Origin of the sequence: Streptomyces sp. NPDC002088 (genome assembly GCF_040296605.1) — a bacterium.
Lineage (GTDB): Bacteria > Actinomycetota > Actinomycetes > Streptomycetales > Streptomycetaceae > Streptomyces.
Map to the genome: position 1 here is coordinate 40,406 of NZ_JBEOXO010000015.1, position 14,421 is coordinate 54,826.

The following is a 14,421-nucleotide window of genomic DNA, read 5'->3' on the forward strand; positions in this document are numbered from 1 at the left end:
CCGTGGGACGCCTGCTGCTGATATGGCGCCTGATCGTGCGCGACTTGCGCCGCCGTCCCGGCGAGGCCGCCATGTTCCTGATCGCCGTCACCGCCGCCACCGCCGCCCTGGCCATGGGTCTGGCGACCGACAACACCGTGGCCACCGCCTACGCGAAGACCCGCACGGCCACCGCCGGCCCCGACGTGATGGTCTCGACGACGGACCCGGACCCCTCCGGCATCGCTGCGCGCCTCGCCCAGGCACCCGGCGTGACCGCGCTCGGTGGCCCGTTCTTCGCGTTCGACACCACCATCCGGGCGAACGGCCGTTCCGCGCACTCCGCGGTCGAGGGGCGCGGCGGCTCACGGTCCGCCGTGGACCGACCGCTGGTGACCGCCGGCAGCTGGGTGCGCCCCGGCGGTGCGGTGATCGAGCGCGGCTTCGCGCAGGCACTCGGCGTGCGTGTCGGTGACAGCATCACCGTCGGCGGGCGCGGCTACCCGGTCGTCGGGACCGCGGTCAGCGCTGCCACCTCGGTGTATCCCTGGGGCGACCCAGCGCAGGTCGGGCCGTCCGATGCCGGCGGCATGGTCTGGCTCACCACCACCGACGCCCACGCGGCGGCGGGCGACGCGCCCGTGGTCCACCTGATCCACCTGAAGCTGTCCGACCCTGCAGCGACCGACGCCTTCGGCAGCTCCGCGGCCGTCCAGGCCATCGGGGCCGACGGCCGGCTCAGCTACCACTACTGGCAGGACGTCCTCCACACGGACATGGCCATGATCCGGTTCACCCGGCCCACTCTGGTCATCGGCGGCTGGCTGCTCGCCGTCGCCGCCATCGTCACCCTCGCCGCACTCACCGCCCTACGCGCCGCCCGCGACCAGCGGCGTGCCGGACTGTTCAAGGCCGTCGGCGCGGGCCCCGGCACCGTCACCGCCGTACTGCTGACGCAGTACCTGCTGCTGACCGTCCTGGCCACCGCGCTCGGACTGGCCGCCGGGACGGTGGCGGCACCCGAACTGGCCGATCCCAGTGCCGGGCTGCTCAACACCGTCAGTCCCCCGGGCACCGACACCGTCGTCGGCACGGTCTTCCTCGCCGTCGTGGTCGCCCTCGCCGGTACGCTCGGCCCCGTCCTGCGCGCCGCCCGTGCCAGCACCGTCCATGCCCTGGCCGACCCGGCGCACCCGCTCACGCACCGCCCGCGGTTGAACGCCATGACGGCCTACCTGCCCACGTCGCTGCTGCTCGGCGTACGGCTGCTCGCCCGTCGGCCCGGCCGCGCCGCCCTGGCCTCCGCCGGCACGGCCGCCACCACCATCATGGTCACCGCGGTGCTCACCTGGCACACCGAGTTGAACGCGGCCCCCGACTTTGTGCGGTTCGGTCCCATCGAAGTGCGGACCGACCAGACCGGCCAGGTGCTGCTCGCCGTCACGCTCGCGCTAGGTGCACTGTCCACGCTCAACACCGCGCTTCTCGGCTGGAGCACCGCCGTGCAGGCCCGGCGCGCCCTGACCATCACGCGTGCCCTCGGCGCCACTCCCGGCCAGGTCGTCTCGGCGCTCTGCGTCGCACAACTGCTGTCCGCCGTGCCCGGATTGGCGGCGGGTATCCCGGCCGGGCTCTGCCTGTACTGGCTGTTCGGCGACACGGTCACGCCCCCGGCGTCGTGGCTGCTCACCACCGCACTCGTCATCCTGACGGCAGTCGGAGCGCTGACCGCCCTGCCGGCGTGGGCTCACACTCGCCATCCCGCAGGGCGCGCCCTCAACACCGAACCCGTCTGACGGATCCGTTCACCTGACGCACCGTGACCCGCCGATTGGGGGGTAAGAGATCTGTGAACGTCTCCATCTCACACGTTGGGCATGCCCAATTCCGCAGTTCAAAGACCCTGCCGGCGCTTGGGACGTTCAGCACCGACGCGGGATGCCCAGCGTCTGTATGAGCTGGGCGAGTTCCTCCCGGAAGAGCTTCTCCGGGCTGGTGGTCTGGGTACGCATGTGGCCGTAGACCTCCAGTGACACCAGTCCATGCAGGTGCCCCCAGATGCGCAGGGCGAGGGCGACGGCTGCGGGCGGCAAGTCGGGGAAGGCAGGACGCACCTTCTCGAGGAGCCCAGGGTCGAAGTCGGACCAGTCGAAGGTGCTGTCCTGGTAGAGGTGCCGGGCGTGGGGCCAGGCGGCTGCCGCGAGGGCGGTGAGCCCGGTGCAGACCCGGCGTGCGGCATCCGGGGCGGGGCCTCCCTCGGGGGCCTGGTAGCCGGGCACGGGGTCGCCGTAGATGAGGCGGAACCCCTGGGGGTTGACCAGGGCCCAGGTCCGGAACGCGTTGGCCCATGCCTTGATCCGGACGGCGGCATCGGCGGAGGGCGTGGCTTCCCAGGCCGTGTCCACAGCGTCGGCCAAAGCGGTGTACACGTCGTTGATCAGCGTGGTGACCAGGTCGTCCCTGGTCGGGAAATACCCGTAGATGGCGTTGGCGGTCATGCCCATCTCGCGGGCGATGGCCCGCAGGGTGATGGCGTCCGGCCCGCCCGAGGCCATCAACGCCAGTGCCACCTTCTTGATTTCGGCCGTGGTCTCGGCCCGTAGCCGCTCGCGCCTTCCCCTGCTTCCCGTGACTGTCACAACAGGCACTCTACAGCGTCGACTTACTTAGCTCTGTATAGAAACTTCACGGCGTATAGTTTTTGCATGGCGTCACCACTAGTGGCGTCCCACTTCTGCATGCACAGGGGAGAACCATGCACATCGGAGTCATCGGAGCCACGGGCACCATCGGCAGCCGGGTCGTCACCGAGGCCCTCGACCGCGGCCACAACGTCAAGGCGTTCAGTCGGGACGCCGTTCAGGCACAGGGCGAGGAACGTCGGGACAACATCACCTGGACGAGCGTCGACGTCCTGGACCCGAAGAGCATCGCCGGCGTCCTGCCCGGACTCGACGTCCTGATCAGCGGATTCCAGCCGGGCAATGCCGCCAAGGACTTCGCGGACACCGTCCGGCGCTCGATCGCCGACCCGACCGTCTATGCGACGGCGGCGCGGGCCCTGCTGAAGGCCCTGGAGAGCCGCCCACGGACCCGGCTCATCGTGATCGGCGGCGCCGGCAGCCTCGAAATCGAACCGGGAGTGGTGCGAGCAGACTCCGACGAGCTGCTGCACGCCGCCCTCGACCAGCTTGGGCTGCCCCGCGAATACGCCGCAGCGGTACGCGGCCACCGCGACGCCCTGGCCGTCCTGCGGACCTCGAACCGGCTGTGGACCTACTTCAGCCCGGCGGAGGAGATCGGCCCCGGCGAGCGCACCGGCCGCTTCCGGATCGGCGGCGACCAGCCGGTCCTGGACGCTGACGGCCGCAGCCGCATCTCGGTGGAGGACGCGGCCATCGCCTTGATCGATGAGGCGGAGCTGCCGCGCTTCGTGCAGCGCCGCTTCACCATCGGCTACTGAAAGCCACAGCCCACGTCCCCGTGGGGGAGCCCAGGGGACGGCCGGTTTTCAGCACGCAGACCACCACAAGAAAGGGAACATGTGTTTCATTTTTTGGGGTGGTGAGTACGGTGCGGACGTCGGATGGTTGGATGCCAGTACCCGGTCGTGCGGCGGGTCGTTGGGCTTACAGCAGGCCGCGGTTGCGCCGTTGGGGACAGGGCTCGGTTCGAGGGGATGGAGGGCCGGCCGGTGAGTGACCGCAGTGCGATCGAGTGGACCGAGGCGACATGGAACCCGACCACGGGATGCGACCGCGTCTCCGAGGGGTGCGACAACTGCTACGCGCTGACGCTGGCGAAGCGGCTGAAGGCCATGGGATCGCCGAAGTACCAGGCCGACGGTGACCCGCGAACGTCCGGGCCCGGGTTCGGGATGACGGTGCATCCAGACGCGCTGACGGTGCCGTACGGGTGGAAGAGCCCGCGGACGGTGTTCGTGAACTCCATGAGCGACCTGTTCCACGCCCGGGTGCCGCTGGACTACGTGCGCCGTGTCTTCGACGTGATCGCGGAGACGCCGCAGCACACTTACCAGGTGCTCACCAAGCGGGCGCGGCGGCTTCGGCAGGTCGCCGACCGGTTGGAGTGGCCGGCGAATCTGTGGATGGGCGTGTCCGTGGAGAGCGCGAAGGAACTGCCGCGCGTCGATGACCTGCGGCAGGTTCCGGCTGCGGTGAGGTTCCTGTCGTGCGAGCCGTTGCTGGGACCGCTGGACGGGCTGGAGCTGACCGGGATCGACTGGGTCATCGCCGGCGGCGAGTCGGGGACGAGGCACCGGCCGCTGGATGCGGCGTGGGTGGAGCAGATCCGGGACACCTGCCAAGAGGCGGGGGCGGCCTTCTTCTTCAAGCAGTGGGGCGGCCGCACGCCGAAGGCCGGCGGCCGCGAGCTGGACGGCCGCACCTGGGACGACATGCCGCAGGCCGCCGCCGTGTAGTACGGACCGAGGGCGGCCGCCCGACATGGTCGGCCGCCGCTCGAGGCGACCAGGTGTCAGCTGGGTGCGGGAGGCCGCACGACTAGCTCGCGGGTCCGCTTCTCGCCGACGCCGGTGCTGGACGTCTTGCCCTCGCCGTGCAGGTATTTGACGGCCTTGCGGGCGACCGGCTCGGTGACCTGCCCGTAGTAGGAGCCGAATACCTCCAGGGCGGCATCAAGGTCAACTACCGCACCTACGACAGCCCCGAATTCAACCGGCTACGGCGGCAACCGTCCGGCATGACGGCCAAGCAGGACCTGTGGGAGGTCCACTACGACCCCTATGACGTCTCTCGCGTCTGGGTACGGCGAAGTGACAGCCGCCGGTGGATCGAGGCGCCCTGGACGCATCTGCCCATGGTCCGGGCCCCGTTCGCTGGCTTCACCTGGCGCCATGCACGTCAGCTCCTCGCCGACCAGGGGAAAGACGACACCAGCGAGACCGCAGTTGCCCAGGTCCTGGCGAAACTCCTTCGCCGGTCCGGGAAAGCGCCTGCCGGATCCGAGCAGGTCCTGGCCCGCACCCGGGCCGCCATCGAAGCGCTCTCGCGGCCCGCGCTCCCTCCAGCCACGTCCGCGGACGCGGAGGACCGTGACAGCGAGGACGAGGAAGTGCCGGTCACCCCGTTCGGCGTCTTCAATCCCCTGGAAGAGGAAGGGAAACCGCTGTGGTGACCCCACCCGCTGTCCCCGACGACGAGCACAACCCGCTGACCACCAAGGACGGTTGGAGGCAGTTCGTCGACGACACTCCGACCTGCCCGAAGATGCTCCCGCTGCGGGCCTTCAGGGCCCTGAGCGAAGAAGACCGGCTCGCCTGCAACGAGCCCCGGCTGGACCACCACTCGCGCCTCGTGGTCGTGGCCACTCCCACCATCCGCAACGTGTTCACCACAGGACGACGGCTGGTGCTGCTCAACCGGCACCAGATCTCAGGCCGCCGTGGGCTGATCGTTACCGGCCAGGCCGGAACCGGCAAGACCACCGCCATCGCCCATCTCGGCCGCAACCGCGAGCTCCTGGTCCGCAAACGGCTGGGCCCTGCCACCGATGGACGCCTACCGGTCGTCTACGTCACTGTCCCGCCCCGGGCCACTCCGAAGATGCTCGCCATCGAGTTCGCCCGGTTCCTTGGCCTCCCGGTCCACAGGCAAGAGACCCAGGCATCCATCACCAACGCCGTCTGCGACCTGTTGATCAAACTGTGGGTCGAGCTGGCTCTGGTGGACGAGATCCACAACCTCAACCTCGCGACGCAGGCCGGGGCCGAAGCCTCCGACCAGCTCAAATACCTGTCCGAGCGCATCCCCGCCACCTTCGTACTGGCCGGCATCGACGTCGCCGCCAGCGGCCTGTTCAGCGGCATCCGGGGACAGCAGATCGCAGGACGCTACACCGCCACCGACACCGAACCGTTCGCCTACGGCACCAGTGCACAGCGGCAGAACTGGCGGAGTCTGGTCGCCTCTCTCGAAGGCGCTCTGCGCCTGCATCATCACAAGTCCGGCAACCTGGTCAAACTCGACGGCTACCTTCACGAGCGCACCGACGGCGCCATCGGCAGCCTCTCCCAGCTGGTCCGCAGCGCCGCTCTTGAGGCGATCATCAACGGCAGTGAAGCCATCACCCGCAAGACCCTGGACACCATCGAGGTCGACCAGACCGCCGAGACGTCCCACGACGAACGCCGCCGGACGCGTCGACCCCGCCGCCGGAGGCCGGATGCCGACGCAGCCTGACCGCCTCCGCCCGCTGCCCATCGCGCCCGGCCCCATTCACAACGAGACCCTCGGCTCCTATCTCCACCGCCTGGCCGTCGCCAACAACCGCCCCGCCGGCGCCCTCGCCCGGCTCCTGGGACCCCTGCCGCCGGAGTTCTCCCCGCTCAGCAACAGCACAGCCAGCTGGACCCCCGACTCACCAGACCGCCTGGCCGCACTCGCGGGACGCCCAACGGACAAGCTCGCCAGAGCTCTGCCCGCACTCGCCGACTTCCTCAGCCCCAACCGCCCGGGTCCCCGAACGGACCAGATACTCGGCCGTCCCTGCCGCTGCTGCACGGCCCGCCGTAGCCCCGCGGCTTCCGTGGTGATCACTCTCTCGCCCGCCCATCAGCACCTCTGCCTGCGGCATCGGCTCTGGACCCGTTCCACGCAGGACATCCCGCTCACGTGCCTGCCGGAAGTCTTTCAAGCCCAGCGGCGACTCGACCAGCTCGCCCGCCGCCATCGGAAGATTCGCCAGGCCCTCGACCTTGCCCGGAAAATCGTCGACGAGTGGTCCGCTTCCGGCATGCCGATTGACCTCGGAAAAGAGTGGACCGATCGCCTCGACCGCATCGAAGCGCATTCCGCCAGCAAGAAGGTTTCCGTCGAGGACCGCCACCACCTCGCTGCCTTCCCCGAGATCGCGGTGCTGGCCACACTGATCCTCAACCCGCCGACAACCGCCATCGATCCGAAAGAGCTTTACCTGGCCACGACCACCGAACTGAGCCGACGATTCGCCCGGATCTACACCACCCTCGGGACCCAGGACCCTCTCTACCGGCGGTTCTGCCTTTATCGCGATCGAGACGTCCGCGAAAGCCAGTAGGACAACTACCGTTAGTCAACCGACCTGAGGAGAGTCGATGTTCCGAAGCCGCCGGGAAGACGATGGCGCTGGCTGGGTACACGAGACGATCCCCAACTCCGGAGGCATACTCTGTCGCTGGCGGGTCCGTATGGACTGGATCGAGAACATAGGCGGCATCGTCGCCGACGAGGTGGTGCCGGTCCTCGAACAGGGCGCCCGCGAGCGCGGCATGAGCTACCGCGAGTATGTCGAGTGGATCGCCCATCTGCCCCGGGACCAGATGCTGCACTACCGGGACCAGATCGTGAACGGGGACCCCGAGGCGATGTCCTGGGGGCTGTACTCGACGTGGAACGAGGCGCGGGGGGCGCTCCACGAGGTCCAGACCGCCATCCCCCCGAGCCGGCCCAGTGACCCCATCGAGTGGGAGCGCTGACACCTCACCGGCGGCTGGCCGGGACGGACGTCACCCGGATCCTCTCCGAGAAGATCTTCACCCGCGCCACGAAGTGGCCCGAGCTACCAGCGCCTCGGTCGCAGCATCGATTTCCGCGAAAGCCAGGCGGTTTGAGAACGCCGACCACCAGGATTCTCAAACCACCTGGTACCTCCGCAGGTCATCGAGCAGCTATCTGCCAGCTGCGCTTCGACAGGACAGCAGGTCGCGCCTGTACCTCGTTCGCTTTGAAACGCCGACGTCTGGAAGGCCAAGCGGCCGCGCCGGGAACAGCCGGTGAGGCCGGCACGGTTGCATCGACGGAGGGACCGGCGCCGCACGGGCGGGGAACACGGAGACCACAAGGTCGTCCGCCCCACCAGGATCCGGGCCCCAAGACCGCGGTACGCCCGCCGCGCACTCGGACCAAGACGTATTTCTGCAGGAGGACTGTTTCATGACTGACCGGCCCTTGACGCTCATGGCAGTACACGCCCACCCCGACGACGAGGCCACCGGAACCGGAGGGGTCCTCGCGCGGTACGCGGCGGAAGGCATCCGCACGGTTCTCGTGACGTGTACCGACGGCGGTTGCGGTGACGGACCGGGGGGTGTCAAGCCGGGCGATCCCGGGCACGATCCGGCGGCGGTCGCCTTGATGCGCCGTCAAGAACTTGAGGCGAGCTGTGACGTCCTGAAGGTCAGCGATCTGGAGATGCTGGGCTATGCCGACTCCGGGATGTCGGGCTGGCCGAGCAACGACGCCCCCGGATCCTTCTGGCAGACCCCCGTGCAGGAAGGCGCGGCCCGACTCGCGGAACTCATGCGGCACTACCGACCTGATGTGGTCGTCACCTACGACGAGAACGGCTTCTACGGCCACCCCGACCACATCCAGGCCCACCGCATCACGATGGCGGCGCTGGAGATGACCGCGCTGACACCGAAGGTGTACTGGACCACGATGCCCCACTCGATGATGCAGCGGTTCGGCGAGATCATGCGAGAGTTTCATGAGGACATGCCGGAGCCGGATCCTGCCGAGGCCGCCGCGATGGCAGAGATCGGCCTCCCCGACGATGAGATCACCACGTGGGTGGACACCACCGCGTTCAGCGGTCAGAAGTTCGACGCGTTGGCCGCGCACGCCAGTCAGGGCGAGAACATCTTCTTCCTCAAGATGGGCAAGGAGAGGTTCGGCGAGTTGATGGGCATGGAGACCTTCGTACGTGTCCAGGACGCCACCGGCGCGGCCATACCCGAGAACGATCTCTTCGCCGGACTGCGCTGATCCGCCCGTCCGACCGACCGGGAAAGCGCATCGACCGCACGGCGCGATCGAGCGGGTCACACACCCGGAGGCCTGTCCACGCGAGTTCCGCTCCGGCAGCCCGCGTCCAGGCCCGCGCCGGCGGCGTCGACGCGTGCCCGCACTTCCGACCCGACACCGCGCTCGTCCCCAAACCACCTGGCAACCGCACAGGTGGGAGACCTGCGGGCTGCTGACTCGGAAGGTGCGCGACAGCCCAGGTCACAAGCCCGGCGGTCTGCTCTGATCAGGGCAGACCGCCGAGAAAGCGACACGAAGCTGAGGCTCCGATGTCCGACACGCCGTGAGGCAACGGAAGAAGCAGCAGGTCACGAGGGCGGTCTCCGAGAGCACCGCGACTGCGCCCCGCCATGGCCTGAGATCGCCGAGTGGCCGTCGATACACCACTCCACCGGACGTGACCCGTCCGTTCTGGCGCGAGAGTGGCACGGCTTGTGAGGCCACTTGGGCGTCGCTGGTGGTCACAGGGCTGCTTATGCGTACTCGACGGCTGCCTGTCCACGGATAGTCCACGGGCGCTGATACCTGCCCGTATGTGCCGGACCGGACTACGGGACGAGTTGGGGCGGGGCTGCTGCTGTTGCAGGTGATCGCGGACAAGTAGGGGGTGGGGAGCGCAGGTTCGACAAGTTCGTGTGATGCCAGTTCACCCTGGTGGACCGGGGGTGCGGGCCCCCGGTTCGCGTGCGCGCGCGTGACGCCGACACGCCGGGCGCCGGTTCCCGACTCAACATACTTCATCACATAAGTTGCCTTTGGTGAGAATTGGGACGTAATGGTGCACTCCGGCTGTAAACATTGACTTGTCCGACCAGGCAGGCGCATCAGGCACCTGCCGTGAAAGGAGCACGGAATGCGGATTTCCCGTCTTGTCGCCGCGCTGGGCGTCGCGGCCGCCGCCCTGCTGGGCGGCGCCACTGGCGCTGGCGCCGCAACCAATGCGCCCTCGGTGGTATCTCATGCCACGCACGACCGAGGCCACGACCGCTGGCACGGCGACCGCGACGGCCGCTGGGACGACCACCACCGGGACAACCGCCGCTGGGACGACCACCACCGGGACAACCGCCGCTGGGACGACCACCACCGGGACAACCGCCGCTGGGACGACCGCCGTGGGGATGACCGCCGCTGGGACGACCGCCGTGACGACCATCGCTGGGACAACCGGGATCACCGTGACCGCTGGGGCCACGACCACCGCTGACCAACGGCTACACCTGGACCTACCTGCGCAACGACAGCAAGAACCCGGACGTCTACGGGTGGGTCCGCGACACTCTGCTGAGCGACGGCGGCAGCTCGGTGCCCTGCTGACGCTCCATGACGTCGGCGTCTTCGTCTGCGGCTGCTCCAGAGAAGGCAGCCGCAGACCAAGGCGGGGTGCCGGTAAGTAGGGTCGGGGACTGGCGCGGTGGCTGATGCTCTGTTTCCAGTCCCCGCCACTTCAGCGCCGCTCACCTGGCCTCCTACGTCGGCCACGCCCCGACGACGAAGTCGTCGGGGACCTCGATCCACGGCGAACACGCGCCCAGAGGCGGCAACCGGCTGGCGCAGGTGACAAGGCCGCCTACGGCCTTCCGCCGGCAGCGCCTTTATAGCGGGAGCTGCGAGCGGCTGAGTGCTCGTGTACCGCCCGGGGCGGTGGCGGGGTCTGTGCCGTGGCGGTGCCGGGGGGAGGCGTGGGCCGCAGCGGGAAGGCCGCGTGATCACACCAGGCGGTGCCGTCCCAGACGATCAGCAGTACCTCGCGCACCGTCGCGGTCAGCGGCAGTCGGGGGGTGAGTTCGGCTTCCAGTGCGTCATACGCCGACTCCCAGGTGTCGGGGCCCTCATCGTTGGCGACTGTCAGGTGCGGGTCGAGGCCTTCGTCGCCGAAGATCCCTCGGTACGGCACCGCTTCGGGCCAGCGCCGACGCACGTCGGCTGTCAGGGCCGTCAGCGGCTGGTGTGGCTGCGGGTCGAGGTACAGGACGCCCGGGTAACGTCGGAACCGTGCGAACGTCAGCTCGAACGCGTCGTGACGGCTGAGGAGTTCAGCCAGTTCGCGGCCGACGCCGGTGGCGATGCGTGTCACCGGTACGAAAGGGTACAGAACGGTTATGTGCGCTGGGGTAGCCGAGCGCACCAGCGGATGGGCCTCGGGCACCCTGATCGTCAGGGCGGTGTCTCCCGGCCGGTCCGGCCAGCCGGACCCACTCCGCTGGTTGTCCGCGCCCGTCGCGGGTCTTTCCACACTCATGATCGGCAATGATCGCAGAGGCGCTGTCGGTGCCCATGCGGCGCGCGTTTGTAGCCGCAGCCCTGGTGCGCGGTCCTCCGAGTCGAACTCCACCCTCTCCGCATCGAGCCGCCTCTCGAGGACCATGACCTGGTGGTGCAGAACGAGAATCTCCGCATCCTTGTCTCGGTCGCTCATCGGCAGCAGCGGCACGGCAGCGAAGGCGTTGGTGACAGTCACGTACGCGAGACGAGGCAACACGAGTGATCGAGCTGCCGCAATCGTCACGCAAGCGCCCTGGCCTGCACGGATGGCATTCTCGGCAGGCGCAGCATCGCGGGCTCCCCCCTCTCCATCCGCTACCCGCTCCGATCGAAGATCCGGGCACGATTGCGCACCTCAACGTACGTAGATGCACGCGATGCGGCGGCATCCTCGACGAGCACACGCATGCCGCCTACCAGCACGGATGGGGTATTCGGCAAGCGCAAGGTCAGGACTTCCACCGGACCGGCAGCTGATGCGGGCCGCGGATGAGCATGCCGTGGCGCCAGGTCAGGGCGGCCGGGTGGGCGTCGAGGGCGAGGTCAGGGCAGCGCTCCAGCAGGGCACGGATTGCGATCCGAGCCTCCATGCGGGCGAGCGGCGCGCCGAGGCAGTAGTGGATGCCGTGGCCGAAGGCGACATGACCGCCCGCGGCCCGCCGGACGTCGAAGTGGCCGGGGTCGGGGAAGCGTGCCGGGTCGTGGTTTGCGTCCGCCAGGGCCACGAGGACCATCTCACCACCGCCGGGGATGACCGTAGCGCCGATCTCGATCGGCTCGGTGGTGAACCTGAACGTCGGCGTCTCCACCGGCCCCTCGTAGCGCAGCATCTCCTCTACCGCGTTGTCCATGAGTGTCATGTCCTCGCGCAGTGCGGTGAGTTGGCCGGGATGGGTCAGCAGAGCCAACACGCCGTTGGAGATCAGATTGACCGTGGTCTCATGCCCCGCGACCAGCAGCAGCCAGGCGGTACCGCGCAGTTCGTCCGCAGAGAGCCGGTCGCCGTCCTCGTCGGTGGTGCGGATCAGGGCGCTCATCAGGTCCTCGCCCGGGGCCAGTCGCTTGCGCTCCAGTAACTCGGCGAGATACGTGGCCACCTCACCCGTCGCGGCCAGCCGCGCCCCCGGGTCGGGGTCGGTGAGGATCGTGGCGGTCCAGGCGCGGAACGCGGCCCGGTCCAGCATCGGCACGCCGAGCAGCTCGCAGATCACGGAGATCGGCAGCGGGAACGAGAGCGCCTCGACCAGGTCTGCCCGCCCGTCCGGAAGCGTCACCATCGCGTCGAGTAACTCGTCGGTGATCTGCCGCACGCGCGGCGCGAGCTGCTCGATCCGGCGCGGGGTGAACTCACGGACGACCAGCTTGCGCAGCCGCTCATGGTCCGGCGGGTCGGAGTTGAGCATGTGCCGCCCCGCAGATGGACTGGGGATCGGAAAGGAGGGCGAGGCGTTCTTCCACTGCTTGGACAACCGCGGATCTACGAGCGCGGCCCGGCCGGCCTCGTACCCGACGACAAGCCAGGCCTCCGCACCCTCCGGAATCCGCACCTTGTGCACGGGGCCGCGCTCGCGCAGCGCCGCGTAAACCGGATACGGATCGCGGACGAAGTCCTCGCCCATCGCCACCAGATCGATCACGTCGGCTGCCGCCATCGCGCCTGCCCCCCGTCTCCCGGTTCGCCCCGACGCTAGCAGTGGGCGGCGATTCGGCGAAGGGCACATCTAGCCGAACCGGGCGGGGAAACCGGCACGACGCGGACGACGAAGACGAGCACGGAAATCTGGGGCGGGCCGCAGCGCGGTCCGCCCCATCGTGACGGCCGTGATCGAGACGCTCCCCGCGCAGGCCGTGGTGGAAAACACCAAGTCGGCCAAGCGGCGGGCGAAGAGGCACGCGGGCAAGGAAGCCCGCCGGGCCAAGGACATCAACCACAAGATCAGCAAGCGCATCGTGGCGGAGGCTCAACGCACCGGTCGCGGGATCGCCCTGGAAGACCTTTCGGGCATCCGCGAGCGGGCACGGCTCAGGAAGCCCCAACGCGTCACGCTGCACTCCTGGTCCTTTCACCAGCTCGGCGCGTTCATCGCCTACAAGGCGAAGCGGGCCGGGGTGCCGGTGGTGTACGTCGATCCGGCCTACACCAGCCAGGAATGCTCCTGGTGTCATCACATCGACCGGCGCAACCGGCCCTCCCAGGCCGAGCGCAGCCGGGCCTCGCCGAAGCCATCGACGACCCGAGCAGCGCGACCTGTCCCGCCCACCGGCGGCGCCCCGAACGTCGCCGCCAGGCTCGTCGAGGGCTTCGTCTCCGCGCGCGGCTACGCGGTGCCGTAGGGCGGCAGCTGGGCCGGGCTCACCTGTTCGCCCAGCACCTCGGCCATGAACGAGACCAGCCACCGCTGCGAGGGGCTGCGTGAGGACTCGTGCCGTGCGTAGAGGGCCACCTCGATCGGCTCGGTCTCGAACGGCAGGCGCACCAGGCGCACGCGCTGGGACGCGGTGAAGACCTCCCCGACATACTCGGGGACGATGGCGATCAGGTCGGTCTGCTCCATCAGGTAGGGAAGCATCGAGAACCGGGTGGCGTCCACGGCCACGCGGTCCAGGAGTCCATGCGCGGCCAGCAGGGCTCGCGGCGCGACGTGCCCGCTGGGGCCGGAGACCGTCACGTGGTGCTCGGCCGTGAGGTCCGTCAGGGTGACCGAGTCGCCCCGGATGCGGGGGTGGTCGGCGGCGACCATGCCGACGTAGCGCTCGCGGAAGAGCGGGATCCGCACGGTCCGGTGGGAGGTCAGCACCGGGGTGGCCACGAACGCGTCGAGTTCGCCGCGGCGCAGCTGGCCCTCGGCGTGGTCCACGTCCAGCGGACGGATGGTGAACGACACCTGCGGCGCGCGTTCGCGTGCCGCCGCCAGGAGGCGAGGCAGGAGGGTCACCTCGCCGAGGTCGGAGAGGGCGAGTGTGAAGCGGCCCGACATGGTCCGGGGGTCGAAGTCGTCGGTCTGGCGGGTCGCTGCCCCGTCGATCTCTGCCAGTGCGCGCTGGAGCGGCTCGTACAGCCGGCGGGCGCCGGCCGTCGGCGTCAGCCCGCGCCCGGTACGCCGGAACAGCTCGTCGTCGAAGTGCCGGCGGAGCTTCCCCAGGCTGTAGCTGACGGTGGGCTGGGTGACGTGGAGGGTCTCGGCGGTGGCCGTGACGCTGCCGGTCTCGTACAGCAGCACGAAGACGCGGGTCAGGTTGAGGTCGAAGCTCCCCATATCGAAGAAGTCTATATCGGAGCGGCGCAACATCTATTGGTGTCCATGTCACGGCGTTGCCTAGCGTGTCGAGCGCTCATCCGAAAGGAATGTCT

Annotated in this window: 13 protein-coding genes and 1 pseudogene; 10 read left to right on the plus strand and 4 right to left on the minus strand. The window is 69.1% G+C overall.

Annotated elements, in window-relative coordinates; translation table 11 throughout:
• The first annotated feature begins 2 nt into the window (after nucleotides 1-2).
• On the plus strand, nucleotides 3-1,775 hold the full coding sequence (locus ABT114_RS28640; protein ID WP_351145766.1) for an ABC transporter permease: 1,773 nt from the start codon (nucleotides 3-5) through the stop codon (nucleotides 1,773-1,775).
• A gap of 126 nt (nucleotides 1,776-1,901) precedes the next feature.
• Here the strand turns inward: ABT114_RS28640 and ABT114_RS28645 are convergent, their stop codons facing one another.
• Nucleotides 1,902-2,618, minus strand: a complete 717-nt coding sequence (locus ABT114_RS28645; RefSeq protein ID WP_351145767.1) for a TetR/AcrR family transcriptional regulator — start codon at nucleotides 2,616-2,618, stop codon at nucleotides 1,902-1,904.
• A gap of 116 nt (nucleotides 2,619-2,734) precedes the next feature.
• On the opposite strand from ABT114_RS28645, the gene ABT114_RS28650 reads away from it, so the two are divergent.
• The 8 genes from ABT114_RS28650 (at nucleotide 2,735) to ABT114_RS28685 (ending at nucleotide 10,011) form a co-directional block, all read left to right on the plus strand.
• Nucleotides 2,735-3,442, plus strand: a complete 708-nt coding sequence (locus ABT114_RS28650) for an NAD(P)-dependent oxidoreductase (protein ID WP_351145768.1) — start codon at nucleotides 2,735-2,737, stop codon at nucleotides 3,440-3,442.
• Nucleotides 3,443-3,673: 231 nt separating this feature from the next.
• Nucleotides 3,674-4,420, plus strand: a complete 747-nt coding sequence (locus ABT114_RS28655) for a DUF5131 family protein (protein ID WP_351145769.1) — start codon at nucleotides 3,674-3,676, stop codon at nucleotides 4,418-4,420.
• Nucleotides 4,421-4,557: 137 nt separating this feature from the next.
• The gene (locus ABT114_RS28660; RefSeq protein ID WP_351145770.1) at nucleotides 4,558-5,136 is read left to right on the plus strand and encodes a Mu transposase C-terminal domain-containing protein; all 579 of its coding nucleotides are present in this window, start codon (nucleotides 4,558-4,560) and stop codon (nucleotides 5,134-5,136) included.
• Nucleotides 5,133-6,200, plus strand: a complete 1,068-nt coding sequence (locus tag ABT114_RS28665) for an AAA family ATPase (protein WP_351145771.1) — start codon at nucleotides 5,133-5,135, stop codon at nucleotides 6,198-6,200. The genes ABT114_RS28660 and ABT114_RS28665 overlap by 4 nt, the downstream gene beginning before the upstream one ends.
• Complete coding sequence (locus ABT114_RS28670) at nucleotides 6,184-7,056, plus strand: TniQ family protein (RefSeq protein WP_351145772.1); 873 nt, start codon at nucleotides 6,184-6,186, stop codon at nucleotides 7,054-7,056. The genes ABT114_RS28665 and ABT114_RS28670 overlap by 17 nt, the downstream gene beginning before the upstream one ends.
• A gap of 130 nt (nucleotides 7,057-7,186) precedes the next feature.
• Nucleotides 7,187-7,474: a hypothetical protein gene (locus tag ABT114_RS28675; protein WP_351145773.1), complete on the plus strand. Its 288-nt coding sequence runs from the start codon at nucleotides 7,187-7,189 to the stop codon at nucleotides 7,472-7,474.
• A gap of 457 nt (nucleotides 7,475-7,931) precedes the next feature.
• On the plus strand, nucleotides 7,932-8,765 hold the full coding sequence (locus ABT114_RS28680; RefSeq protein WP_351145774.1) for a PIG-L family deacetylase: 834 nt from the start codon (nucleotides 7,932-7,934) through the stop codon (nucleotides 8,763-8,765).
• An 892-nt stretch (nucleotides 8,766-9,657) separates the two neighbouring features.
• Nucleotides 9,658-10,011, plus strand: coding sequence for a hypothetical protein (locus ABT114_RS28685; protein ID WP_351145775.1), 354 nt, complete (start codon nucleotides 9,658-9,660; stop codon nucleotides 10,009-10,011).
• Nucleotides 10,012-10,374: 363 nt separating this feature from the next.
• Here the strand turns inward: ABT114_RS28685 and ABT114_RS28695 are convergent, their stop codons facing one another.
• Nucleotides 10,375-11,223, minus strand: coding sequence for a 2'-5' RNA ligase family protein (locus ABT114_RS28695; protein ID WP_351145925.1), 849 nt, complete (start codon nucleotides 11,221-11,223; stop codon nucleotides 10,375-10,377).
• Between the two features lie 295 nt (nucleotides 11,224-11,518).
• Entirely contained in the window at nucleotides 11,519-12,721 is a 1,203-nt protein-coding gene (locus tag ABT114_RS28700; protein ID WP_351145776.1) for a cytochrome P450 family protein, read from the minus strand.
• Nucleotides 12,722-12,878: 157 nt separating this feature from the next.
• Here ABT114_RS28700 and ABT114_RS28705 point away from each other — a divergent pair.
• A pseudogene (locus tag ABT114_RS28705) lies at nucleotides 12,879-13,268 on the plus strand (RNA-guided endonuclease TnpB family protein); the annotation flags it as partial.
• 119 nt (nucleotides 13,269-13,387) lie between these two features.
• Here the strand turns inward: ABT114_RS28705 and ABT114_RS28710 are convergent.
• Nucleotides 13,388-14,326 carry a LysR family transcriptional regulator gene (locus ABT114_RS28710; RefSeq protein ID WP_351145777.1) on the minus strand — a complete coding sequence of 313 codons (939 nt, stop codon included), beginning with the start codon at nucleotides 14,324-14,326 and terminating at the stop codon, nucleotides 13,388-13,390.
• Nucleotides 14,327-14,421 lie beyond the last annotated feature (95 nt).

Excerpts from the sequence above, each read along its gene's own strand:
- ABT114_RS28650 (WP_351145768.1), top strand. The coding sequence starts at position 2,735 with ATGCACATCGGAGTCATCGGAGCCACGGGCACCATCGGCAGCCGGGTC.
- ABT114_RS28670 (WP_351145772.1), top strand. The coding sequence starts at position 6,184 with ATGCCGACGCAGCCTGACCGCCTCCGCCCGCTGCCCATCGCGCCCGGC.
- ABT114_RS28675 (WP_351145773.1), top strand. The coding sequence starts at position 7,187 with ATGGACTGGATCGAGAACATAGGCGGCATCGTCGCCGACGAGGTGGTG.
- ABT114_RS28680 (WP_351145774.1), top strand. The coding sequence starts at position 7,932 with ATGACTGACCGGCCCTTGACGCTCATGGCAGTACACGCCCACCCCGAC.
- ABT114_RS28685 (WP_351145775.1), top strand. The coding sequence starts at position 9,658 with ATGCGGATTTCCCGTCTTGTCGCCGCGCTGGGCGTCGCGGCCGCCGCC.
- ABT114_RS28695 (WP_351145925.1), bottom strand. The coding sequence starts at position 11,223 with ATGAGCGACCGAGACAAGGATGCGGAGATTCTCGTTCTGCACCACCAG.
- ABT114_RS28700 (WP_351145776.1), bottom strand. The coding sequence starts at position 12,721 with ATGGCGGCAGCCGACGTGATCGATCTGGTGGCGATGGGCGAGGACTTC.
- ABT114_RS28710 (WP_351145777.1), bottom strand. The coding sequence starts at position 14,326 with ATGGGGAGCTTCGACCTCAACCTGACCCGCGTCTTCGTGCTGCTGTAC.